We start from the raw sequence: 23,251 nt of genomic DNA on the forward strand, positions 1-23,251 counted from the left end.
GTGCTACTCGGCGGCTTCCGGCGGGGCGACGTCCTCGCCGGGGATCGTGGCGACGAGCTCGGGGACCCACTCCGAACCGTCCTTGTTGAGCTTGACCTGGTACATGTCCTGGATCAGCGCGTGGTCGGACGCGCGGACCGTGGCCGTGCCCTTGGGACCCTCGAAGCTGTAGCCCTCGAGCGCGGCGACCATCTTCTCGACATCGCCCTGGCCCTCCTTGACGGCCTGGACGATCATCTGTCCGGCCATGAAACCGTCCGGGGTGAAGAGGTCGGCCTGCTTGCCGGCGGCCTCCACCGTCTCGATCATGGCCTTCTCGACGTCGTTGCCCGCGGCGCCGGGGAAGTAGTGGTTGAGGAAGGAGATCTCCGTGCCGGCGTCGCCGAACGCGCCGTAGGTCGCGACGTCGCCCAGGCCGGTGACGATCGGCGCCGCATCGAAGGCGCCCTGCTGCGTCAGCGCCTGCCACATGGCCCCGGACGTGGCCCCGGCCCAGGCGGCGAAGACCAGGTCCGGCTCGGCGTCGACCAGCTGGCGGGCGAACGGGGTGAACTCGGTGACGTCCTCGGGCACCAGAACGGAGGAGACCTCGGCGCCCTGCGCCCCGAGGACGCCCTCCACCGCGGCGAGGTTGCCCTGGCCGAACGCATTGTCCTGGGCGAAGACCAGGACCTTCTTGCCCTCGAGGTCGTCGACGAACGTGCCCGCCGTGGCGACGTCCTGCACGGACTGGCGGCCGGAGCGGAAGGTGTACTTGTTGGCGCCGGTGACGGCGTCCGTCGCCGCGGGACCCGAGATGTAGAGGACCTTGTTCTGCTCCGCCTGCTCCACGAGTTTCAGCGCGATCCCGGAGGACGCGGTGCCCGCGAGGATCTTGTACTCCTTGCCGATGAGCTCCTTGGCGACCGTGACGGCCTTGTCCGGGTCGCCGCCGTCGTCGTGGTAGGTGATGTTCAGTTCCGTGTCGCCGACCTTGCCGGTGCCCCCGGTGGCGTGGTCGAGTCCGGCCTGCAGCCCCTCGTAGTAGGCGTCGCCGTAGGCGGCGAGCGGGCCGGTCTTGGAATAGACGATGCCGACGTTGACGGGGCCGGCTGCGGCCTCGCCGCCGCCTCCCCCCGCGGCGCCGGCGTCGCCGGTGGGCGCGCAGGCGGTCAGGGTCAGGCCCGCGGTCAGAACCGCGGCGGCCAGGATCTTCTGGGGAGCCTTCACGTGGGGTGCCTTTCGTCGCGAGCGCCGCTCCCCCGCGTCGGCTGGGAGCCGTCCTCGAATACCTAACCTGAAAGGTGATTCAGATTACGGATAAGCTATGACGGGCATCACACCGGTGTCAACTCCGGCTTTCCCGGCGACCGGTCACGAGTGGCCCACGGCCCCGGGAACGGGGCCGCGGGGGGATGTCTCCCGCGCAGGCGGCGGACGCGTCGGACGACGCCGGCTGGCAACGCCGTCGGGCAACGCACTGCCCCCGGGCCGGGCTCTCCGCGCGGCGGACGCGGAAGCCCGCCCGCCGAACGGTGTCGGGGGGCGGGCCGCCGGAGTGCGGGGTGCGTTCGGCGCTTCGGCTAGTCCGCGGCAGCCGCCTGGCGGGCGTTGGCGCGCCAGCGGATGCCGGCGTCGATGAAGTCGTCGATCTCGCCGTCCAGCACGGCGCTCGTGTTGCCGACCTCGTGCTCGGTGCGCAAGTCCTTGACCATCTGGTACGGGTTGAGCACGTAGGAGCGCATCTGGTCGCCCCAGGAGGCCTTGACGTCGCCGGCGAGCGCCTTCTTCTCGGCGTCCTGCTGCTCCTTCTGCTGCAGCAGAAGGCGCGACTGCAGGACCCGCAGCGCGGCCGCGCGGTTCTGCAGCTGGGACTTCTCGTTCTGCATGGAGACGACGATCCCGGTGGGGATGTGCGTCAGGCGGACGGCGGAGTCCGTGGTGTTCACGGACTGCCCGCCGGGGCCCGAGGAGCGGAACACGTCCACGCGGATCTCGTTGTCCGGGATCTCGACGGAGTCGGTCTGCTCGATGAGCGGGATGACCTCGACGGCGGCGAAGGACGTCTGCCGGCGGCCCTGGTTGTCGAAGGGGCTGATGCGCACCAGGCGGTGGGTGCCGGCCTCGACGGACAGCGTGCCGAACGCGTAGGGGGCGTTGACCTCGAAGGTCGCGGACTTCAGCCCGGCCTCCTCGGCGTAGGACGTGTCCATGATGGTGGTCGCGTAGCCCTTGCGCTCGGCCCACCGCAGGTACATGCGCATCAGCATCTCCGCGAAGTCCGCGGCGTCCACTCCCCCGGCGCCCGCGCGGATGGTGACCACGGCGGAACGCTCGTCGTACTCGCCGGAGAGCAGCGTGACCACCTCGAGCTCGGCGAGCGCCTTGTGCAGGGAGGGCAGTTCCTTCTCCGCCTCGGCAAGCGTGTCGGCGTCGTGCTCCTCCTCGGCGAGCTGGACCATGACCTCGAGGTCGTCGATGCGCTCGGCGAGCTTGCGCAGGCGCTCCAGCTCGGTCTGCCGGTGGGAGAGCTTCGAGGTGATCCGCTGGCCCACGGCGGGGTCGTCCCACAGGTCGGGCGCGCCGGCCTGCTCGGAGAGTTCGGCGATGTCGGCCCGGATGCGTTCGACGTCGGTGACGGCTTCGATCGAGTCGTAGGTGGTCCGGAGGGCGCGGATTTCCGCGGCGAAGTCAGTGGCAGCCATGGTGGTTCTAGCCTACGTCATGGCACCGGCGGGCCACCCTCCGCGGACCGCGGTCAACGCGTGAGCGCCGTGCGGGCGCTGCTCTCCACGGAGATGGGAATGCCGTCCGGCACGAACCAGCCGACGATGGGCGGGCGGACCGTCGCCCCGAGGCGCACCCTCGCCGTGGTGCCGTCGCCGTCCGCCGTGGCCAGGAGCACGGCGAAGCCGTCGAAGCGCGCCGGCGCGCCGGTGTCCCCCACGTACGCCGCCGCGGCGGAGCGGACGGCGGCGTCGGTCAGCACCAGGTCGAGGGCGGTGTCCTCCGCGCCGCCGGCGACGGAGAAGCTGTCCGCCGCCGCGACAACGGCCCCGTCGGCCACGCTCAACAACCGTCTTGCCTCGGTGTTGACGGCGGTGGCGGCCAGCGTCGCGCTCACCGCCAGCAGTGCGATGGCGACGTAGCCGATCACGAGGATCAGCGTCTGGCCCCCTTCGCGGCCGTCGGACGGGTCCGTCATCCGAACCGGTCCACGCGGCTGGTCGACTCGGACGAGGCCGTTCCGATGCCCTCTCCCATCCCCGGGGGCATGAGCGGCAGCCCGATGGCGACGCTGACCCGGACGGTGACGGTCGTGCCGGGGTCGAGGCAGGGACCGGAGCAGCGGTACTCCATGGTCGCGCTTCCGGCCCCCAGCCCCATGTTGCCGACGGCCCGTTCCACGGCGTCCCGGGCGCTCGCGGAGCCCGCGCCCTCGCTCCGGGCGGCCACGAAGACCTTCGCCGCGTGGTCGGCCGCCCCCACGGCAGCGTAGGAGGCCGCCTGCAGCTGTGAGGCGGTGATGATCAGGTAGACCACGGGGATCAGCAGCACCACGCCGAGGAAGACGAACTCGACCACGGCGGAACCCCGCTCGCGAGCACGGCCGCCGGCCGTCGCCGGGGCGGGCCGGGACTTCTCACCCATACCGGACCGCCTCTCCGTGGACGGTGAGTTCCCCCGCGACGGGCAGGAGCCCCACCAGGGGAAACCCGGTGCGCACGGTCACGCGGACCCCCGGGCTCCCCCCGACGGCGGTGGATTCGAAGCTCACTCCGTCGGCGAGCGCGGGACCGAGCGAGGATGCGATGATCTCGCGCGTCCGCTCGGCTCCCTCCGCCGGGCTGCGATCCGCGAGCGTGCCGTGGCGCGCGCCGGCGGCGGCCGCGTCGATCAGCGTGTTCCGGACGTGAAGGACCAGCGCCAGTTGGAGGACCGACACGAAGACGGCAGTCAGGAGCGCCGTGACCATGACGAATTCGGCCACGGCCGAGCCGCGCGAGGGACGGTCGGACACCGCTGGGGCCGACGCGGCCCCGAACGACGCCGCACGCACGGGCGCCACTCAGCCGAGTCCGGAGACCCGGTCGATCGCCTGGTTGAACAGGTCGCCCAGTCTGGGTCCGGCGACGGCGAGGAGCGCGGCCACGAGCACGGCCGTCATGAGGGTGATCATCACCCAGCCGGGGACGTCGCCGCGCTCGCTCTTGCGCAGGGAACGCGCGGCCATCGCGAGCCGGTCGAGCCCCACGAGCGCCGAGGTCGCCATCAGCATGGCCAGCCCGCTGATTCTGTTGTTCATCGCACTTACCTCTTTTCCGGCCGCCGCGCGGCCACGTGTCGGGTCTTGGGTTTGGGTCAGGTGTCTCGGTCCGGAGTCGGCTTGGGGTCAGTAGCTCAGGTCGATGAGGGCGATGCCGGGGTACACGGCGAAGACGATGGTCAGCGGGAGTATGCCGAACACGACCGGAAGCATCATGCCGATTTCCTTCCGGCCCGCTGTCTCCATGAGATCCCGCTTGGCCGCGTCCCTCACGTCCTGCGCCTGCGAGCGCATCACCTGGGCCACGGGTGTGCCGCGTTCGGACGCGACGTTGAGGGCGTCGACAAAGCGCGTCATGACGCCTAGGTCCACCCGGTCCGCCATGTGCCGCAGCGCCTCGCCGAGGGCGCGCCCCGATCTCACCTCCGCGAGCGCGGAGCGGAACTCGTCCGAGACGTCGCCGCGCGTGGTCCGTCCGATCCGTTCCATGGCGCCGATGGTGCTTTCGCCCGCACCGACGGCCAGCGCCATGAGTTCCGCGATGCCGGGGAACTGCCCGAGGATGCGCCGCGATCGGCGTTGGACCTGTTCTCCGAGATACCACTCCCTGAGTGCGAATCCGCAGAGGGGAAGCCCGGCAAGCAGGACCATGGACAGGAATGCGTTGAAGTTCCCGTTGACCGCGGAACCGGTGACAAAGGCCCCCGCGACCAGCAGGCCGCCGCTGGCCCACAGCAGCTGCTCCGCCCTGAAGTCGGAGACCGACAGGTCCAAGCCCGCCTTCCCCAGCCGCTTTTCGAGCGCTCCGCTCGAGGGATTGAACCGGTTGATGCGCTGGACGACGTCGGCCAGCACCGGTCCGAAGATCCGCCCGAGCGGTCCCAAGGGGGATTCGGCGGCCAGCTGCGATGCGCCGAGGGCCGGTAGCGGGCGCCCAGAGCGCAACTGCGGGGCGACCCTGTCGGCGAAGCGCAGCCGCCGCATGACCGGGAGCCGGACGAACGCCAGCCAGAGCCCGCACCCCATCCCCAGACCGAGGACGGCTCCCCAGGCCATGCCGCCGCTCACATGATCACCCTCTCGGTCTCGGGAAGGGTTCCGATGCGGAGCATGACGCGGTAGCAGGCGACGGACACGACGAGGCCGCCGAGGAGCACCAGTGCACCACCGAGGGTCGAGTACGCCCGGATGGCCTGCGGCTGCAGGGACATGAGAAGCAGGATGACCCAGGGTGCCGCGATGGCCAGCCGGGCCGCGTTGACCGTCCACGACTGGCGCGCCTCGAGCTCGCCCCGCGTGCGGGCGCTTTCCCGGAGGAAGCCGCCGAGGGTCGCCAGCATTTCCCCGAGGTCTGAACCGCCCACCTCCCGCGTGATCCGCAGGGCCGCGATGATCTTGTCCGCCACGGGATCGGCAAGGCGAACCCGCAACCGATCGACGGACTCGTCGAAACGCGCCGTGGCCCGGTAGTCCCGCGCGAATTCCCCGAAGGCGGGACGCAGTTGTTCCGGTCCCTGGGCGCCCAGCTGGATCAGGGCCTCCGGCAGCGACAGCCCGGCACGGATGGCGGACCGCAGGTGGTCCACGACGTCGGGCCACTGCTCGCGCACCGCGGCGGCCCGCTTGTTCGCCCTCCATCTGATGACCGCCAGCGGCACCGCGAGCCCGAACGCCCCAAAGAGCAGCGCGATGACCGGACCGCGCGTCACGATCAGAATGAGGAGGAACACCGCCACGCCGCTGGAGGCGGAGGCCGAGACGAAGCCGGCGGTGCTGACTTTCTCCAGGCCCGCGCGCAACAGCAGCAGTTCGAGCCTCCGGGGTCCGCGGGGACGTGCCCGCGGCGGCTCGGCCCAGAAGGACCACCAGACGAGGAAGGTTCCGATGCCCAGCAGCAGGCCGAGGATCAGGCTCATGGCGTCCCCGCCATGAGCGGAGCGACGTCGATGCCGGCACGCGCCAGCTTGTCGTGGGACAGGTCCGCCGCCGGCGCGAGGACCAGCTCGCCCAGCCGGCGGGTGAAGACGTTCGACGACTCGATGATCCCGTTCTCGACCCGTCGCCCGAGTTTGAGGATTTCGGACACCTGCCGCTTGCCGGAGGGGGTGCGCTCGCAGTGCACCACCAGGTCGATGCACGAGGCCACCGTGGGCAGCACGAAGTGCGAGGAGATGTTTTCCCCGGCCAGCAGCGGGAGGGTGCAGATCTTGGTCACGGCATCGCGCGCCGAGTTCGCATGGACGCTCGCCATCGCCGGTAGACCGGCGTTCATGGCGATCAACATGTCCAGCGCCTCCGCCTCCCGGACCTCGCCGACGATGATCCGGTCGGGCCGCATGCGCAGCGCCTCCTTGACCAGCCTCCGCATGTCGATCTCGCCGCCGCCTTCGAGGTTCGGCTGTCGGCATTGGAGCGCGACGACGTCGCGGAGCGGAACCTGCAACTCGAAGATCTCCTCCACCGTGATGACGCGCTCGCGGCCCCCGATGCCGGACGTCAGGCAGTTGAGCATCGTCGTCTTGCCCGCCTGCGTGGCGCCGGAGACCAGGATGTTCAGCCCGGCGGAGACGCAGTGGCCCAGGTAGTCGGCCGCGTCCCGGCTGAGCGAGTCGAGATCCACGAGATGGTCCAGGCGGGACGCGCGGGCGATGAACTTCCGGATGTTGACCGCCCAATGCCGCCGCGTGATGTCGGGTATCACCACATGCAACCGGGAACCATCCGGCAGCGCGGCGTCGACGAACGGCGAGGACAGGTCGAGGCGTCGCCCCGAGGACTTCAGCATGCGTTCGACGAGCGCGGCGATCTGCCCGTCGCCGAGGTGGATGGAGGTCAGCTGGGAGCTTCCACCCCGGGCCGCGTACACCTCGTTGGGCCCGTTGATCCAGATCTCCTCCACCTCTGGGTCGTCCAGCAGGGGCTGCAGCGGGCCGAACCCCGCCACGGCGTCGAACACCAGGCGGACCGCCTCGTCGAGCTGGCCCAGCCGGGGCAGCGGCCCGAGCAGGGACCGCTCGTCGTAGTCCCGGACGGCCGCGTCGACGAGCAGGCGGACGTCGGACGCCTGACTCGCCGGATCCAGCCCGCGGCGGCGGATCAGCTCCCGTACTTCTTCCTCGATGGTCCGTATGCCGTCCACAGCTCCACTCCCCCCGCGGGTCCCCGGCCCGCGCCCCCGAGTTCCCCAAGCGACTCGATTCGGCGAGGCTACCCAGCAGCCGCGGCATATACAACAGAAGCCTCGAAGAATGTGGACGGTGGCCCCGCTGTCCACAACCGTCCTGGACACGCCCCGGAACGAATCTCCGGACGCTAGCCTCGAGCCACGAGAGCATGCCGAGGGAGGACCATGACGCTTTACGTCACTGTCGCGCAGCCCCTGGAGAGCGGGGCCGCGAGGCCGCCCGGGACGAGGCAATTCGACGTCGACGGCGCCGCGGACCTCACGGGGACAGGACTGGCGTCGGCGCTGCGCACGATGGGGCACGCCGGCGCCTTGTATCTGGGACAGGCGCGGCTCGACGAGCTCCCGTCGGTGCCTGAAGCGGGCCACCTCTTCCTGACGCCCTTTCCCCGGCCGCGCGGCGCGCATCCCGAACCGCCACCGGTGTGGCTCGTCACCGCCGAGGGTCCGGACGCGGGCCTTGCCGTCCCGCTTCACCGGGGTTGCTCCACGCTGGGCCGGGGCGCATGCGACGTGCGGGTGATGGACGCGTCCATGTCCCGCCATCATGCGGAGATCGTGGTCGACGGCACGTCGATCACCCTCGCCGCGCGCACGGCGCGCGCCGCCACATCCGGCAGGCGACTCGCAGTGGGCGACGACTTCGTCCTGGGAGGCACCCGCTTCCTCGTGTCGACGCCGGACGCCGCGGCGGCTCGCCGGACGCCGCCATGGCCCCTCCAGCCGCTGCCGGTCGACGGGGCACCGACCGCCAGCAGGCCTTGGCTCATGCTCGTGGGCGCGACCGTCCCCGTGGCCGTCGGGACCGGCCTGGCCGTCGCCACCGGACTCTGGTATTTCCTCGCGTTCAGCGCGCTCGGCCTGTTCACCGGCGGGCTTCCCGCGCTCGCCGAACTACGCGGACGGCGACGCTTTCGTCGGCGGCTGCGCGGCGCCATTGCCGAAGACCGGGCGCGTCTGGACGCCGCCTGTCCGACGCTGGGGGAATTGGCGCTGTCGACGCGCAGCACGTCCCCGGCTCGCGGGGGTCCCGACCACGGTCCGGCCTATCCCCTCCGCGTGGGCCGGGGCGAGGCACGGGCGGCCGTGGAGGCCACCGGCGGCTCCACCCTGCCACCGATCCCGCCGATCGAGGACGCGCCGGTGCTGGTGGACATGACCGCCGGAACCTTCGGGGTGATCGACGGCCCCGCCGAGCCGGCCGCGGGCGTGCTGCGCGCCGTTGTCGGTCGCCTCGCCTGCAATGCGGCCGGAGGCGGATGGGAGCTGTGGCTGGCCGGCCGGGCGACCGCCCTGCCCGCCGAGCTCCGCCGCGTCTCGGGCGTACGGTGTCTCGAGTCGCCCGCGGAGCTTCTTCGGCTTCGGCGCGCGCACTCCGGCCCTGCGACGGTCGTCCTGCCGTCGCCGACCGAGCCTTGGGCATCGGCCTGCGCGGCCGCACTCGACGGCGCGCCCGGTCCGGCGGTCGTCGCTCTCGGTGACGGCACGACGACGGAGCCCAGTTGGCGGCTGGACTCCGGCCGCGGCACCGTCATCGACCACCTGGGCCCGCGGCGGGTCAGCCCCGACCGCATGGGGTTCGCGAACCTCGCGGCCCTGGCGGAAGTCCTGGCCGGCGACGGCGCGGCCTCCGGACGCCGCGCGCACGACGGACCGCACGACGGACCGCCCGGTGCGCGGGGCACCGTGCGCCGCGTCTTGCCCGCGTCGGCGCCGCTCGACGTGCCGGAGCACCTGTGGAACCGTTCGGCGGCGACATCGCTCCACGCTCCCGTGGGGCTCGGAGAGCACGGCGTCCTCGATCTGGACCTCGTCGCCGACGGGCCGCACCTGCTCGTCGCGGGGACCACCGGGTCCGGGAAATCCGAGCTGGTCCGGGTCCTGGTGCTTGGTCTCGCCGCGGCGTACCCGCCGCGGGAGGTGGCCCTCATGCTCGTGGACTTCAAGGGTGGGGCCACGCTGTCGTCACTGGCCACACTGCCCCACTGCCAGGCCCTGGTGACGGATCTGCACGTCGAGACGGCCGAGCGGACGCTCGACAGTCTCCGCGGCGAACTCGTGCGCAGGGAGCGTCTCCTGGAGGCGGCCGGCGCGAGCGACTACGCGGGCTTCCGGGAACGCTCGCGCGATTCCCTGCCCCGGCTCGTGGTGGTCGTCGACGAGTTCAGGGTGCTCACCGACGAGTTGCCCGGCGCCCTCGGCGAGCTGATGCGCATCGCCGCGGTCGGCCGATCCCTGGGAGTCCATCTGGTCTTGGCGACCCAGCGGCCGCAGGGTGCCGTGTCGTCCGAGATGCGGGCCAACATCAACTCCGTGCTCTGCCTGCGTGTGCTGGCCGCCTTCGACTCCAACGACTTGATCGGTTCGGGTGCCGCGGCAGCTATTCCCACGGCGCTCCCGGGACGTGGCTTCTTCCGCAGGGGCGGGGAGGCCCCCATGCCGTTCCAGTCCTTCCACGCGGCCCCCGAGGCCGCCGGATGGAGCGTGGTCGAGGTGGGTCCGGGCCTGGGCGAACGGGGGCGAGCCTGGCGGGGCGCGCCAGACCCATCCGTGGCCGACCCGGCGGCCGGGCTTCGGTCGCGCATGGTGGGGCGGGCCGACGGCGGTCCTCCGGCCCCGATGTTCTCCCCCTCGTTGCCGGAGCGGCTGGGGGCCGTCCCGGGCGGTCTTGCGGGATCCCTGCGCCCCGGCGCGCTGCCTCTGGGCGTGCTGGATATGCTGGAGGACCAGACCCAGCGTCCGCTGGATTGGGACCCGGACTCGGATCGCCGACTGGCTCTCGTCGGCGGACCGTCCAGCGGGGTCCACTCCGCCCTGCGCCAGCTGGCCGAGGAAGCGGCCCGGCGCGAGCCGGAGTGCCACGTATACGTCCTGGACGGCACCCGTGCTTTGTCCGCGTTCGCCGCGGTACCGCGGGTGGCGGGCCACGTCGGTCCCGACGAACCCGAGCGCGTGGCCGACCTTTTGGGCGTCTTGGAGCGCCGGCCCTCCGAAGCCGGGGCCGCCGGCCCGGCGGCCGCGCGCCTTCTACTAGTCACCGGACTAGCCGAGTGGGCGTCCGTGCTCGGCGCCGCGGCCTTTGCCCAGCTCGACGACCGGCTCACCGCCCTGGCGCGCAGGGCGGCGTCGTCGTCGCTGTCCGTCGTCGTCGCCGGGGACCGCGATCTCACGTCCTCGCGGTTCTTCTCCCTCGCGGAACACCGCGTCTACTGCCCCTACGGGCTGGGACCCGAAACGGTTCTCGGCTGGCCACGTCTGCGCCGGGTGCGCCTGGTGCCCGGCCGCGCGGTCTGGGTGTCGCCCGGGGCGGCGCCGCCCGGGGTGGCGGTGCAGCTGTTGGAGCACCGGGAGCGGGCCACGCCCGCACCCTACCCCGCCGCGTCCCGCCCGATGCTGGCCAGCCGACCGCTTCCGCGGGAGATCCGACTCGACCGGTTGGTCGCGGAACCACGGCTTTCGCGCCCCACGGGGCGGTCCGCTGGCTTGCTGAGCGGCGTGGCGGCGCCGGACAATGCCGCGTGGACCTGGGCTCCGGACGGAGTGGGGCTGGTGATCGGGCGGCCGGGCGGCGGAAAGACCGGCGCGCTCCGCGGCGTCCTGCACCATGCCGGGAAGGGCGCCGCCACGATCGGCCTGCGGGAAACCGGGGTCCACGTTGCCGAAGCGTGGACGGTCTGGGACGCCCGCGGCGCGGTCCCCGAGCTGGTCGTGGTGGACGACGCGACGGAATTGACGGACAGCGAGCGCCGCGCGTTGCACGGCTGGTTCGAGCGGGGGGCACGCGTCGTGATGGCCGCGTCGCCGTCACCGCGCCTGTTTTCGGGCCTTCCGCTGGCCGCCCACGCCCGGGATCCCGAGGCAGGCCTGCTCCTGAATCCGCGTTCGGCTTCGGACGGCGACTTCTGGGGTTGGCGCGTCCAGCCGCTCTCCGAGGACATCCCGGGCCGCGGCCTCGTCTGCGTCGACGGAACCCAGCGCTTCGTCCAATGCGCGCTTTACCCAGACCCCGCGGGTTGATGGGCCCGCGGCTCCCGGCACGGGCACGGCGACTCACGGCGGCCCGGCGATCCGACCGTCCGGCACCCCGGCCGTCCGGCGCCCCCGCACCTGCCGATCGCCCGGGGGCTCTGGCCCGCGTCGGCGCGCGGTCCTATCCTGAAGGCATCATCCACGGCCGTCCGCCCGACGTGCCCGCGCAGCGCGCCGACCACGCCCGCCGGGGACGACCGTAGCGGGAGCGGCCCCGCACGCGCCGCGCGTCGGATCCCCGCGGGGCGTCCGCAAACTGATCGAAGGTGTTGACCGGTGTTTGAGGATCGGATCGACGCGGGCCGCCAATTGGCCGCCCGCCTGGCGGAACGGCGCGGCGGGGACCTGGTGGTGCTCGGGCTGCCCCGCGGCGGCGTGCCGGTCGCCGCGGAGGTCGCGCTCGCGCTGGACGCCCCGCTGGACGTAATCGTGGTCCGCAAGCTGGGCGTGCCCTACCAGCCCGAGCTCGCCATGGGCGCCATCGGCGAGGACGGCGTCCGCGTCCTCAACCGCCGCGTCCTGGACCACGCCCGCGTCTCGGACGAGGAGCTCCGCATGGTCGAACTCCGGGAACGCGCAGTGCTCGACGCGCGCGTGGAGCGGCTCCGCCGGGGCAGGCCCGCGCTGGACCTGGGCGGCACGACCGCGCTGATCGTCGACGACGGCATCGCCACGGGCTCAACGGCGCGCGCGGCCTGCCAGGTGGCCCGGCATCTCGGCGCCGCGCGCGTCGTCCTCGCGGTCCCCGTCGCCCCCGCCGACGCCATCGGCGGGTTCCCGGAGGCCGACGAGGTCATCTGCCTCCGGACGCCGGCGAACTTCGCGGCCGTCGGATACCACTACCGCGACTTCTCCCCCACCAGCGACGACGAGGTCGTGGCGCTGCTCGACGCCGCCGCGCGCAGGCACGCGCGCACGCGGACCCCGCGCCACGGGGACTTCGACGGCGACGTCGAGGTCCCGCTCGGAGACACCGCCCTGCGCGGGCACCTGCACCTGCCGGACCCCGCGGCCGCCGTCGTCGTGTTCGCCCACGGCAGCGGCAGCAGCCGGCACAGCACGCGCAACCGCTACGTGGCCTCCGTCCTCAACGACGCCGGCCTCGGCACGCTGCTGATGGACCTGCTCACGCCCGAGGAGGAGCTGCACCGGACCAATGTGTTCGACATCGGGCTGCTGGCCACGCGGCTCGAGGCCGCGACGGACTGGCTCCGCGGCCGCCCGGACACCGCCTCCAGCCGCATCGGGTACTTCGGCGCCAGCACCGGTGCCGCGGCCGCCCTCTGGGCCGCAGCCGACGGCGCCGAAGACGCCGGACCCGACGCCGAGGCCCCCGTCTCCGCCGTCGTGTCCCGCGGGGGCCGGCCCGACCTGGCCGGACCGCGGCTGGCCGGCGTGCGGTCCCCCACCCTCCTGATCGTCGGCGGCGCCGACCACGTGGTGCTCGAACTCAACCGCGAGGCGCAAGCGCGGCTGCGCTGCGAGAACGGCCTGGCGATCGTCCGCGGCGCGACGCACCTCTTCGAGGAACCCGGGACGCTCGCGGAGGCGGCCATGCTGGCCCGGGACTGGTTCGTCCGGCACCTGCTGGGCGGCGAGACGGGAGCCGTGGCGGGATAGCCTCCACGGCGCCCCGGCGACGTCCGGGGCGCCTGCGCGCGGAATCGCCGCCTGGGCGCCAGCGGCCCGGCCGGCGGCTCCTCCGGCGGCGTGATTCGTGGCCCTCATTCCGGGTGTACTCTGGCGCGTATGTTGTTCAGGGCCCGATTGGCCAGGCGGGTCCGTGCGGCGGTGGACCCGGTTGCCGCGCGACTTTTCCCGGCACGCCCACCCGGCCCCGCCAACCCCTCCGGGAGGCTGGACGCCGTCGTCCGGCGCTTCCGCCCATCCTCCCCCGCGCAGGCCATCGTCACCGGCTTCTTCGTGGCCGTCGTTGTCGGCACCGGCGTGCTGATGCTGCCCGCGGCCAAGGAAGGACCGGGCGGCGCGTCCCTTCTGGACGCGCTGTTCACCGCGACGTCGTCCGTGTGCGTCACGGGGCTGATCACGGTGGACACCCCGACGTACTGGACGCCGTTCGGGCACGTGGTGATCCTTGTCCTGATCCAGCTGGGCGGATTCGGCGTGATGGCGTTCGGGGCGCTGGTCGGGGTGCTGCTGGCAGGCCGGCTCGGCCTGCGTTCGCGGATCCTCGCGGCCGCGGAGACCAAGAGTTCCGGATTCGGGGACGTCCGCAGCGTTCTGGTGGGCGTCCTGAAAATCAGCGTCGCGGTCGAGGCGCTCCTGGCCCTCGCGTTGGCTGCCCGGTTCATGGCGGGCTACGGCTACCCGCCCGGCCGCGCGCTGTGGCACGGGGTCTTCCATGCGGTGTCCTCGTTCAACAACGCCGGCTTCGCGCTCTACACCGACAGCCTCATGGGTTTCGTCGGCGATCCGTGGGTCTGCCTGCCGATCGCGCTGGCCGTCATCATCGGCGGTCTGGGCTTCCCCGTGCTGTTCGAACTGCGGAGGCGCTACCGGCGGCCCATCCACTGGAGCATGAACACCAAGCTCGTCGTGTTCGGCAGCGCGGTGCTGCTGGTCGGCGGGACGGTCTTCATCACGGCCCTCGAGTGGGCCAACCCCGCGACGCTGGGCGCCCTGCCGCCCGCGGAGCGGGTCCTTGCCGGCTTCTTCCAGTCCGTGGTGACGCGCACCGCCGGCTTCAACAGCGTCGACGTCGGCCAGATGAACCCGGTCTCGTGGATGGGCATGGACATCCTGATGTTCATCGGCGGCGGCCCGGCCGGCACGGCCGGGGGACTCAAGATCACGACCTTCGCGGTGCTCTACTTCATCCTCCTCACCGAAATCCGCGGCGGCGTCGCCGTCAACATCTTCGGCAAGCGCCTCTCCCGGGCGGTCCACCGCCAGGCCATCACGGTCGTGCTGCTCTCGGTCGCCCTCGTCACGGCCTCCACGATGGCCCTCATGCTGCTCTCCGACTTCGGGCAGGATCGGATCCTGTTCGAGGTGGTCTCGGCCTTCGCGACGGTGGGCATGTCCACCGGCATCACGGCGGGCCTGCCCCCGGCGGGACAGGTGATCCTGATCCTCCTGATGTTCGTCGGACGCCTCGGCCCCGTCACGCTCGCCTCCGCGCTGGCCCTGCGCCAACGCGCCCCGCTCTACGAACTCCCCAAGGAAAGGCCCCTCATTGGCTAAGGCACACATTTTCCCCCGCCCGGCGAACCGCGTGTCGGCCCCGGACACGGTCGCCGTCATCGGGCTGGGCCGCTTCGGGGGCTCGCTGGCCCTGGAGCTGGAGTCGCAGAAGACCGAGGTGCTGGGCATCGACAGCGACGAGGACACCGTGCAGTCGTTCAACGGCCGCCTGACGCATGTGGTCCGCGCGGACTCGACGAAGGAGGAGGTCCTGCGCCAGCTCGCGGTCCACGAGTTCGACGTCGTGGTGGTGGGCATCGGCACGGACATCGAGGCCAGCATCCTGACCACGTCGCGGCTGCTCAAGTTCGCGCGGCCCATCATCTGGGCCAAGGCCATCAGCGAGCCGCACGCGGAGATCCTCGGCCAGCTCGGCGTGCACCACGTGATCCGGCCGGAACACGACATGGGTCGGCGCGCCGCCCACCTCGTCCGCGGTGCCATGCTCGACTACGTCGAGTTCGAGGACGACTTCGTCATGATCCGCACCCGTCCCCCCGCGGTCGCGCAGGACCGGCCACTGGGCGTGCTCGGTTTGCGGGACCGGCACGGGGTCACGGTCGTCGCGCTCAAGCGCCCGGGCGGGCGCTGGGAGCACGCGACGGCCCAGACGGTGCTCTACGCCGAGGACGAGGTCCTCATCCAAGGCGACAAGGCCAAGGCGGAGGCCTTCAGCCGGCTCCTTTAGCGCTCCGCCCGGTCCCCGTAGAACGCCGTGACCCGCGGGTCGAAAAGCAGCACGATGATCGCGCCCGCCGGGACCAGCAACCCGACGCCGGCGAGGGTGGTCGCGCCGCCGATCAGGGGCACGGCGAAGATCACCTGGAAGACCTGCCAGACCAACGCCGCGGCCCGGGTCCACGGGCGGCCGCGGAAGACGTTCAGCGCGACGGCGGCCTGCCAGACGGCGGCTCCGACGAGCAGCGCCAGCATGAAGATCCTGCCCCCGAGGGGCACCGGCCCGGGAGCCCCCAACTGGGAGAGGTACCAGAGGGCCGCGGCAAGGACCCCGACCGCTTCCAGCGCCAGGAGCCCCGCGATCGCGACGATGGAGGCCGGTCGCGGGAGGGGGGCGGTCTGGTCGGCATTCGGCTCGGAGATCACACGGGAAATCTACCGGAGCGCGGGCGCTCCCTCCCAATGGCCCGAATTACACAAATCGGTGGAACGATAGCGGCTTGTGACGAATGCCTCAAGTTACCGGTGTGGAAACTTAGGGGAAGCCCTTGTTTAGCCCCCCGCAACGTGACAACCTGAATAGGCAGTTGCGCGGACGCATCGCAATGCCCCGTTTCCGCACCTGCCGCATCCCGGCCCACGTTTCTCGGTGCCGGGACCCCTGACACCAACGTACAAGGAGCATCAGCGAGCATGGATTGGCGTAGTCGCGCAGCCTGCCTGGACAAGGACCCCGAACTGTTTTTCCCCGTGGGGAACACCGGACCGGCCCTGCTCCAGATCGAAGAGGCGAAGAGCGTCTGCCGTCGCTGCCCGGTGATCGAGACCTGCCTGCAGTGGGCCATCGAATCCGGTCAGGACGCGGGCGTCTGGGGCGGAATGAGCGAGGACGAGCGCCGCGCCCTCAAGCGACGCGCCGCCCGGGCCCGCCGGGCCTCCTAGCCCCGCCGCCCGCGCGCCGCGCGGGCACACAGCTCCGAAGGGGGCCGGCTCGCCAAGAGCCGGCCCCCTTCCGCGTGCACGGTCACCTGCCGCGTGTCCGGCCCGCTGCCGCACGTCCGGCTTGGCTCGGCTCCATTCAGCTCACCCAACTCAGGCGAGCGTGAACCGCCCGGTGGGCGGCATCGGATGCTTTTGCTTGAGGTTCTCGACGTCCCCGGGCGCGCCGACGGCGATCGAGAGCTTCGTGTAGTCCAGCTTCGCCTCCCGGATGCAGGTCTTGATCGCGGAGACTGCCTTGGCCGGTTCCGGGGAGAGGATCCTGATGTTCAGCCGGCCGGGCGCGAAGTCGGTGGACTCCACGGTGCCCAGCCCGCGCCAGGCGAGATGGCCGGTGATGGCCTCGACTGCCTGGTCGCGCAGGTAGTTGTCCCGTCCGGTCCCGGCGGTGCTCTTGAGCGCATACTGCGCGATCACCCAGTGCTGCTCCCCCGCGGGGATCTCGGCGAAGCCGTCCTCGGCGCACTGCTCGGCGAACGCGGCCATCAGGGCGGCCCCGGCCTCCGCATCCACGTCCTTGGCCTGCTGGGTCTTCGACTGGTGGCCGACGGTCCCGTGGTTGACGACGAACTCGCCCAACGCGTCGCCGTCGAACTCCTCGAACCACGCCTCCCGGAACTGCAGGGTGCCGTCTTCGTCGCGGCGGTACTGGCGGATGATGCTCACGGTGTCTCCTCGGGGTGGTGCTCGGTGGTCGTGGGGGCGGCGCGGCGGCCGGCGGCGAACCAGCCCGCGGCGGTGCCGCCGAAGGGCGCGGCGCCGGCGGAGACGGCCCGGTGGACGGACGCGCACGCGGCGCGCATGTCCGCGGCGAGGCCGGCGGGGTAGGACTTGGTCACGGTGTGCTCGGCGAACTCGTCCTCGTCGTCGACGAAGGCCGGGCGGCCGGCGAAGCGGACCACGTCCAGGTCCATGTCAATGGAGTTCGCCTCCCAGCCGGCGGGCCGCAGCGGTCGCCAGCCCAAACCGGTGGAGATGTCGACGTAGACGAGGCAGCCGTCGGGGTGCTCGTCGTCGTAGAACGTGGCGACCCAACTGCCCGCGTGCGGGAAGAGGCAGACGGCGTCGGACGCGGCCATGAAGCCGAGCCCCGGCCGCGCCACGAACGATCCGCGCGGTTGGAAGACCCAGTGGCCGTGCTCGTCGGCGCCGAGGTAGCGGCCCGGAACCACCCAGTGTGCCGCGCCGTCGTACTTCCACGCGCGGGCCACCACCAGATCGCCGGGCGCGATGCCGTCCGGGCCGCCGGCCAGCGTGCCGGGAAGGCTCACAGCTGGGGGATCTGGCCGGTGGGCAGGTCCTGGCCCGGGCGGGGGCGGGCGAACGGCACCTTGGTGCCGAGCACCTGGGCCAGCGTGTCCTGGGCGATCCTCGGGGCGGTCATCCCGACGCGCGCGAGCACCTGGTTGCGGGAGCCGTGCTGCAGGAACTCGACCGGCAGCCCGACCTCGTTCAGCGCCGTGTCCACGCCGGCGGCGCGCATCTCCTGGCGGATGCGCGAGCCGACCCCGCCGGCCTTCACGCCGTCCTCGATGCTCACCACGATCCGGTGGCGGGCCGCCAGGCCGATGATCGACCGCGGAACGGGCAGGACCCAGCGCGGGTCGACGACGGTGGAGGTGACCCCCTGGTCCGCGAGCCGCCCGGCTACGTCCAGGGCCATGTCGGCCATGGATCCGACGGCGACGATCAGCACGTCGCGCTCCTCGCCGTCGCCGTGCCGGGCGAGGATGTCGACGCCGTCGTGCAGCCGCTCGACCGCCTCGATCTCGGCGCCGACGGACCCCTTGGAGAAGCGCAGGACGGTGGGCGCGTCCGAGACCGCGACGGCCTCGCGCAGCTCCTCGCGCAGGCGCGTGGCGTCCCGGGGGGCGGCCAGGTGCAGGCCCGGCACTATCTGCAGCAGCGAAAGGTCCCACATGCCGTGGTGGCTGGGGCCGTCGGGTCCGGTGACGCCGGCGCGGTCCAGCACCACGGTGACCCCGGCCCCGTGCAGGGCCACGTCCATCAGCAGCTGGTCGAAGGCGCGGTTCAGGAACGTCGCGTAGAGGGCGACCACCGGGTGCAGGCCACCGAAGGCCATGCCCGCGGCGCTGGTCAGCGCGTGCTGCTCGGCGATGCCGACGTCGACCACGCGGGCGGGGTGCCGCTCGGCCATGGTCTTGAGTCCCACGGGGATAAGCATGGCGCCGGTGATCCCGACGATGTCCGCGCGCTCGTCGGCGATGTCGGCGATCTCCTCGCCGAAGACGCTGGTCCAGGACTGGGCGCCGGGCCGTTCGACGGACTCCCCCGTCTCCGGGTCGATCACGCCGACGGCGTGGAACTGGTCCGCCTCGTGGGCGCGCGCCGGGGCGTAGCCCCGGCCCTTCTCGGTCAGCGCGTGCACGATCACCGGACCCCGGTAGCTGCGCGCGAGCTGCAGCGCCTCCTCGACGGCGGCCTGGTTGTGCCCGTCGACGGGACCGATGTACTTCATGCCGAGGTCCTCGAACAGGCCCTGCGGGGCCCACCAGTCCTTGATGCCCTTCTTCGTGGCGTGCAGGCTCTTGTAGGTGAAGCGGCTGACGGCGCCGCCCTCCTGGAGCCGCTGCTTCCAGAAGTCCAGCGTGCCCTCGTAGGCCTTGTGCGTGCGGACCTTGTCCAGGGTCTGGCGCAACCCGGCCAGCTGGTCGGCGAGCCCGCCGATGGTCGGGGCGTAGGAGCGCCCGTTGTCGTTGACGACGATCACGACGCGGCGGTCCTTGTCCGCGGCGATGTTGTTCACCGCCTCCCACGCCATGCCGCCGGTCAGCGCGCCGTCGCCGACGACGGCGACGACATAGCGCTCGCCCTCGCCCGTGAGCTGCCGGGCGCGGGAGATGCCGTCCGCCCAGGACAGCGAGCTGGAGGCGTGCGAGCTTTCGACGACGTCGTGGATGGACTCGGAGCGGTCCGGGTAGCCGGCCAGGCCACCCTCCTGCCGGAGCGTCGAGAAGTCGCGCCTCCCCGTCAGGAGCTTGTGCACGTAGGACTGGTGGCCCGTGTCGAACACGATCGAGTCGCGCGGGGAGTCGAAGACGCGGTGGATGCCCAGGGTCAGCTCCACGACGCCGAGGTTCGGGCCCAGGTGACCGCCCGTGCGCGCGACGTTGGCGATGAGGAACCCGCGGATCTCCGCGGCGAGCTCCTTCATGCGGGCCATGCCCAGCCCGCGCAGGTCCCGCGGGTCGTCGATGGTCTCCAGAAGTCCCACGGGGCGCGTCCTTTCAGTTCGTGAAGCGTCCGACAATCCTACCGCCCGGCCGCTCCCACGATTCCCGGACGGGCCCCGCCGCGCCGGGTTAAACGCCGCGGGGGCGGGCGTCCGGTGTCCCGGACGCCCGCCCCCGCGGTGGGGTGTCTCCGCTAGGAAGCGGAGATCTGGCGCAGCACGTACTGCAGGATTCCGCCGTTGCGGTAGTAGTCCGCCTCGCCGGGGGTGTCGATGCGCAGCACGGCGTCGAAGGACTTCGACGTGCCGTCCTCCGCGGTGGCCGTGACCGTGAGCGTCTTCGGCGTGGTGCCGTTGTTCAGCTCGGTCACGCCCGCGACAGAGAACGTCTCCGTGCCCGTCAGCCCAAGGGTCGCGGCCGATTCGCCGGCCGGGAACTGCAGCGGCAGGACGCCCATGCCGATGAGGTTGGACCGGTGGATGCGCTCGTAGCTCTCGGCGATGACGGCCTTGACGCCCAGCAGCGCGGTGCCCTTGGCGGCCCAGTCGCGGGACGATCCGGAGCCGTACTCCTTGCCGGCGATGACCACCAGCGGGACGCCGGCCGCGGCGTAGTTCTGCGCGGCGTCGTAGACATAGGCCTGCGGCGCGCCCTCCTGCGTGAAGTCGCGGGTGAAGCCACCCTCGACGCCGTCCAGGATCTGGTTGCGGATGCGGATGTTCGCGAACGTGCCGCGGATCATGACCTCGTGGTTGCCACGGCGGGAGCCGTAGGAGTTGAAGTCCTTGCGGTCCACGCCGTTCTCCAGCAGGTACTGGCCCGCGGGGGTGTCCGACTTGAACGAGCCGGCCGGGGAGATGTGGTCGGTGGTGACCGAGTCGCCCAGCTTGAGCAGCACGCGGGCGCCGGCGATGTCCTCGACCGGATCCGGCGTCGACTTCATGCCCTCGAAGTACGGGGGCTTGCGCACGTACGTGGAGTCCTCGGCCCAGGCGAAGGTGTCGCCCGCCGGGGTCTCCAGGGCCTTCCAGCGGTCGTCGCCGTCGAAGACGCCCTCGTAGCCCTTGGCGAACATGCCCTCGTCGATCGAGGCGTCGATGACCTGCTGGACCTCGACCGGGTTCGGCCAGATGTCGCGCAGGAAGACGTCGGTGCCGGCGTCGTCCTGGCCCAGCGGGTCCGTCTCGAAGTCGAAGTCCATCGTGCCGGCCAACGCGTAGGCGATGACCAGCGGCGGGGACGCCAGGTAGTTCATCTTCACGTCCGGGTTGATCCGGCCCTCGAAGTTGCGGTTGCCCGAGAGCACCGAGGTGACGGAGAGGTCGTTGGCCTGGATGGCCTCGGAGATCTCCGGCTCCAGCGGGCCCGAGTTGCCGATGCAGGTGGCGCAGCCGTAGCCGACGATGAAGAAGCCGAGCTTCTCCAGGTACGGCGTGAGACCGGACTTCTCGTAGTAGTCGGTGACGACCTTCGAGCCCGGGGCGACGGAGGTCTTGACCCACGGCTTGGACGCCAGACCCTTGTCGACGGCGTTGCGCGCCAGCAGTGCCGCGGCCAGCATGACCGACGGGTTGGACGTGTTGGTGCACGAGGTGATGGAGGCGATCGAGACGATGCCGTGGTCCAGCGAGAACTCGCACCCATCGGCCATCGTCACCGGCACGTCCTTCGAGGGCCGTCCGATGCCCAGCGCGTCGGCGTCGGCCGAGGCGTAGTTCTGGATGTCCTTGCGGAACTGCTCCTTGGCATCCGTGAGCTGGATGCGGTCCTGCGGACGCTTCGGCCCGGCGATGGACGGCACGACCGTGGACAGGTCCAGCTCCAGGTACTCGGAGAAGCGCAGCTCGCGGGACGGGTCGTGCCACAGGCCCTGCTCCTTGGCGTAGGACTCGACCAGCGCCACGTTCTCGGCCGGGCGGCCGGTCAGGCGCAGGTAGTCAAGCGTCACGTCGTCGATCGGGAACATTGCGGCCGTGGAGCCGAACTCCGGGCTCATGTTGCCGATGGTGGCGCGGTTGGCCAGCGGCACGGCGGCGACGCCCTCGCCGTAGAACTCGACGAACTTGCCGACGACGCCGTGCTTGCGCAGCATCTCGGTGATCGTGAGCACCACGTCGGTGGCGGTCGCTCCGGCCGGGATGTTGCCGGAGAGCTTGAAGCCCACGACGCGCGGGATCAGCATGGACACGGGCTGGCCGAGCATCGCGGCCTCGGCCTCGATGCCGCCGACGCCCCAGCCGAGCACGCCCATGCCGTTGACCATCGTGGTGTGCGAGTCGGTGCCGACGCAGGTGTCGGGGTAGGCGCGCAGCACGCCGTCGACCTCGCGGGTCATCACGGTGCGGGCCAGGAACTCGATGTTGACCTGGTGGACGATCCCGGTGCCCGGGGGCACCACCTTGAAGTCGTCGAACGCGGTCTGGCCCCAGCGCAGGAACTGGTAGCGCTCGCCGTTGCGCTGGTACTCGATCTCCATGTTGCGCTCGAGCGCGCCGGCGTTGCCGAACACGTCGATCTGCACGGAGTGGTCGATGACCATCTCGGCCGGCGCCAACGGGTTGACCCGCTTGGGGTCCCCGCCCAGGTCCTTCACGGCCTCGCGCATGGTGGCGAGGTCCACGACGCAGGGGACGCCCGTGAAGTCCTGCATGATGACGCGGGCCGGGGTGAACTGGATCTCCGTGTTGGGCTGCGCGTTCGCGTCCCACTCGGCCAGCGCCCGCACGTGGTCGGCGGTGATGTTGGCGCCGTCCTCCGTCCGGAGCAGGTTCTCCAGAAGGATCTTGAGGCTGTACGGAAGGCTCTCCGAGCCCTCGACGGCCTTCAGCCGGAAAATTTCGTATTCGTTGCCATTGACGTCCAGTACGCCCTTGGCCCCAAAGCTGTCCACATTGCTCATTGGGACTCCTCTCGCCAGAATTTCATCTTGGTTGCACGCGTGCGGCCGGCGCCAGTAAGGACTTCCTCACTGGCCGGTTCGCGATCCATCGCGGCAGAGCTGCTGCCAGTCTAGTCGCGCTGTGATTTCCGCAACCCCCACCGGGGATCTCTTGACATCAAGATTTATCGTCCACGGTACTTCCCGGATATCTTGATGTCAAGATACTGTGGTCCCGTGGGATCGAGGCGAAAGGACCCTGGGCGCATGGACCCGAACATGGATGCCGTGGACGAAATCGTCGACGGGTGGCGGCGCGCGATGCCCTCCGAGGACGTCGAGCCGATGGGCGTCTTCAGCCGGATCGGCCGGCTGGCCCAGCGCTTCGACGCGCTCCGACGCAACGCCTTGGCCGCCCACGGCCTGCAGCTCGGGGACTTCGACGTCCTCGCGGCCATCCGGCGCAGTCCGGACGGCGCGCTGACCGCCGGTGCGCTGGCCAAGGAGAACCTCGTGACCTCGGGCACCATGACCAGCCGCGTCGACCGGCTGGCGGCCCGCGGTCTGGTGGGCCGCTCCGCGGACCCGGAGGACGCGCGCATCGTCTGGGTCCGGCTCCGCCCGGAGGGACGGCGGATCGTCGACGCGGCGTTCGTCGAGCTCCTGCGCATCGAGCACGGGCTCCTGGACGCCGTCCGCGCCGACGACCGGCAGCAGCTCGTCGACCGGCTGCGCGAGCTGCTGCTGCGCATCGAGGCCTAGGCACGTCGGTGCCGGGCACGTCGGTGCCCGGCGCGACGGGTCCGTCGCCGGGCGAAGGCCCGGACCCGCGGGACCCT

Annotated in this window: 20 protein-coding genes; 6 read left to right on the plus strand and 14 right to left on the minus strand. The window is 71.6% G+C overall.

All coding sequences use genetic code 11. The features are described 5' to 3' along the window. Positions 1–3: 3 nt before the first annotated feature. From ACETWP_RS01740 to ACETWP_RS01780, 9 genes are all read right to left on the minus strand, one after another. The gene (locus ACETWP_RS01740; protein ID WP_373970455.1) at positions 4–1,209 is read right to left on the minus strand and encodes a substrate-binding domain-containing protein; all 1,206 of its coding nucleotides are present in this window, start codon (positions 1,207–1,209) and stop codon (positions 4–6) included. Between the two features lie 353 nt (positions 1,210–1,562). Further along, a complete protein-coding gene (gene prfB / locus ACETWP_RS01745) occupies positions 1,563–2,684 on the minus strand; it encodes a peptide chain release factor 2 (RefSeq protein WP_373970456.1) in 1,122 nt (373 codons plus the stop codon). Positions 2,685–2,737: 53 nt separating this feature from the next. Continuing rightward, positions 2,738–3,184 (minus strand): hypothetical protein, encoded by a 447-nt coding sequence (locus ACETWP_RS01750; protein WP_373970457.1) that lies wholly within the window; start codon positions 3,182–3,184, stop codon positions 2,738–2,740. Next, a complete protein-coding gene (locus ACETWP_RS01755) occupies positions 3,181–3,630 on the minus strand; it encodes a hypothetical protein (protein WP_373970458.1) in 450 nt (149 codons plus the stop codon). The genes ACETWP_RS01750 and ACETWP_RS01755 overlap by 4 nt, the downstream gene beginning before the upstream one ends. Beyond that, positions 3,623–3,970, minus strand: a complete 348-nt coding sequence (locus ACETWP_RS01760; protein ID WP_373970459.1) for a TadE family protein — start codon at positions 3,968–3,970, stop codon at positions 3,623–3,625. The genes ACETWP_RS01755 and ACETWP_RS01760 overlap by 8 nt, the downstream gene beginning before the upstream one ends. A gap of 78 nt (positions 3,971–4,048) precedes the next feature. After that, positions 4,049–4,285: a hypothetical protein gene (locus ACETWP_RS01765; RefSeq protein WP_373970584.1), complete on the minus strand. Its 237-nt coding sequence runs from the start codon at positions 4,283–4,285 to the stop codon at positions 4,049–4,051. An 87-nt stretch (positions 4,286–4,372) separates the two neighbouring features. Further along, a complete protein-coding gene (locus ACETWP_RS01770) occupies positions 4,373–5,314 on the minus strand; it encodes a type II secretion system F family protein (RefSeq protein WP_373970460.1) in 942 nt (313 codons plus the stop codon). Beyond that, positions 5,311–6,162, minus strand: coding sequence for a type II secretion system F family protein (locus ACETWP_RS01775; protein ID WP_373970461.1), 852 nt, complete (start codon positions 6,160–6,162; stop codon positions 5,311–5,313). The genes ACETWP_RS01770 and ACETWP_RS01775 overlap by 4 nt, the downstream gene beginning before the upstream one ends. Continuing rightward, positions 6,159–7,385 (minus strand): TadA family conjugal transfer-associated ATPase, encoded by a 1,227-nt coding sequence (locus ACETWP_RS01780; RefSeq protein ID WP_373970462.1) that lies wholly within the window; start codon positions 7,383–7,385, stop codon positions 6,159–6,161. Before ACETWP_RS01780 ends, ACETWP_RS01775 begins: the two co-directional genes overlap by 4 nt. Before the next feature lie 210 nt (positions 7,386–7,595). Here ACETWP_RS01780 and ACETWP_RS01785 point away from each other — a divergent pair, with 210 nt between their 5' ends. The 4 genes from ACETWP_RS01785 to ACETWP_RS01800 all read left to right on the plus strand — a co-directional run bounded on the left by ACETWP_RS01785 (position 7,596) and on the right by ACETWP_RS01800 (position 15,351). Further along, a complete protein-coding gene (locus ACETWP_RS01785) occupies positions 7,596–11,447 on the plus strand; it encodes an FtsK/SpoIIIE domain-containing protein (RefSeq protein ID WP_373970463.1) in 3,852 nt (1,283 codons plus the stop codon). A 288-nt stretch (positions 11,448–11,735) separates the two neighbouring features. After that, positions 11,736–13,079 (plus strand): phosphoribosyltransferase family protein, encoded by a 1,344-nt coding sequence (locus tag ACETWP_RS01790; protein WP_373970464.1) that lies wholly within the window; start codon positions 11,736–11,738, stop codon positions 13,077–13,079. Positions 13,080–13,208: 129 nt separating this feature from the next. Continuing rightward, the gene (locus ACETWP_RS01795; RefSeq protein WP_373970465.1) at positions 13,209–14,663 is read left to right on the plus strand and encodes a TrkH family potassium uptake protein; all 1,455 of its coding nucleotides are present in this window, start codon (positions 13,209–13,211) and stop codon (positions 14,661–14,663) included. After that, positions 14,656–15,351, plus strand: a complete 696-nt coding sequence (locus ACETWP_RS01800; protein ID WP_373970466.1) for a potassium channel family protein — start codon at positions 14,656–14,658, stop codon at positions 15,349–15,351. The genes ACETWP_RS01795 and ACETWP_RS01800 overlap by 8 nt, the downstream gene beginning before the upstream one ends. Here the strand turns inward: ACETWP_RS01800 and ACETWP_RS01805 are convergent. After that, on the minus strand, positions 15,348–15,767 hold the full coding sequence (locus ACETWP_RS01805) for a hypothetical protein (protein ID WP_373970467.1): 420 nt from the start codon (positions 15,765–15,767) through the stop codon (positions 15,348–15,350). The genes ACETWP_RS01800 and ACETWP_RS01805 overlap by 4 nt on opposite strands. A 267-nt stretch (positions 15,768–16,034) precedes the next feature. Between ACETWP_RS01805 and ACETWP_RS01810 the strand changes: the two genes are divergently transcribed. Next, positions 16,035–16,283 carry a WhiB family transcriptional regulator gene (locus tag ACETWP_RS01810; RefSeq protein WP_373970468.1) on the plus strand — a complete coding sequence of 83 codons (249 nt, stop codon included), beginning with the start codon at positions 16,035–16,037 and terminating at the stop codon, positions 16,281–16,283. Positions 16,284–16,433: 150 nt separating this feature from the next. On the opposite strand, the gene ACETWP_RS01815 is transcribed toward ACETWP_RS01810, so the two are convergent. From ACETWP_RS01815 to acnA, 4 genes are all read right to left on the minus strand, one after another. Continuing rightward, positions 16,434–17,006, minus strand: a complete 573-nt coding sequence (locus tag ACETWP_RS01815) for a hypothetical protein (protein ID WP_373970469.1) — start codon at positions 17,004–17,006, stop codon at positions 16,434–16,436. After that, the gene (locus tag ACETWP_RS01820) at positions 17,003–17,611 is read right to left on the minus strand and encodes a DUF402 domain-containing protein (RefSeq protein WP_373970470.1); all 609 of its coding nucleotides are present in this window, start codon (positions 17,609–17,611) and stop codon (positions 17,003–17,005) included. The genes ACETWP_RS01815 and ACETWP_RS01820 overlap by 4 nt, the downstream gene beginning before the upstream one ends. Continuing rightward, complete coding sequence (gene dxs / locus ACETWP_RS01825) at positions 17,608–19,575, minus strand: 1-deoxy-D-xylulose-5-phosphate synthase (protein WP_373970471.1); 1,968 nt, start codon at positions 19,573–19,575, stop codon at positions 17,608–17,610. The genes ACETWP_RS01820 and dxs overlap by 4 nt, the downstream gene beginning before the upstream one ends. 152 nt (positions 19,576–19,727) lie before the next feature. Continuing rightward, entirely contained in the window at positions 19,728–22,433 is a 2,706-nt protein-coding gene (gene acnA, locus ACETWP_RS01830) for an aconitate hydratase AcnA (protein WP_373970472.1), read from the minus strand. A 246-nt stretch (positions 22,434–22,679) separates the two neighbouring features. On the opposite strand from acnA, the gene ACETWP_RS01835 reads away from it, so the two are divergent. After that, the gene (locus ACETWP_RS01835) at positions 22,680–23,174 is read left to right on the plus strand and encodes a MarR family winged helix-turn-helix transcriptional regulator (RefSeq protein WP_373970473.1); all 495 of its coding nucleotides are present in this window, start codon (positions 22,680–22,682) and stop codon (positions 23,172–23,174) included. Positions 23,175–23,251 lie beyond the last annotated feature (77 nt).

It is taken from the genome of Arthrobacter halodurans (assembly GCF_041877255.1).
In the GTDB taxonomy this organism is placed as follows: Bacteria; Actinomycetota; Actinomycetes; order Actinomycetales; family Micrococcaceae; genus Arthrobacter_N; species Arthrobacter_N halodurans.

Coding starts and splice junctions, on each gene's coding strand:
- prfB (WP_373970456.1), bottom strand. CDS start 2,684: ATGGCTGCCACTGACTTCGCCGCGGAAATCCGCGCCCTCCGGACCACC.
- ACETWP_RS01750 (WP_373970457.1), bottom strand. CDS start 3,184: ATGACGGACCCGTCCGACGGCCGCGAAGGGGGCCAGACGCTGATCCTC.
- ACETWP_RS01755 (WP_373970458.1), bottom strand. CDS start 3,630: ATGGGTGAGAAGTCCCGGCCCGCCCCGGCGACGGCCGGCGGCCGTGCT.
- ACETWP_RS01765 (WP_373970584.1), bottom strand. CDS start 4,285: ATGAACAACAGAATCAGCGGGCTGGCCATGCTGATGGCGACCTCGGCG.
- ACETWP_RS01775 (WP_373970461.1), bottom strand. CDS start 6,162: ATGAGCCTGATCCTCGGCCTGCTGCTGGGCATCGGAACCTTCCTCGTC.
- ACETWP_RS01785 (WP_373970463.1), top strand. CDS start 7,596: ATGACGCTTTACGTCACTGTCGCGCAGCCCCTGGAGAGCGGGGCCGCG.
- ACETWP_RS01795 (WP_373970465.1), top strand. CDS start 13,209: ATGTTGTTCAGGGCCCGATTGGCCAGGCGGGTCCGTGCGGCGGTGGAC.
- ACETWP_RS01810 (WP_373970468.1), top strand. CDS start 16,035: ATGGATTGGCGTAGTCGCGCAGCCTGCCTGGACAAGGACCCCGAACTG.
- acnA (WP_373970472.1), bottom strand. CDS start 22,433: ATGAGCAATGTGGACAGCTTTGGGGCCAAGGGCGTACTGGACGTCAAT.
- ACETWP_RS01835 (WP_373970473.1), top strand. CDS start 22,680: ATGGACCCGAACATGGATGCCGTGGACGAAATCGTCGACGGGTGGCGG.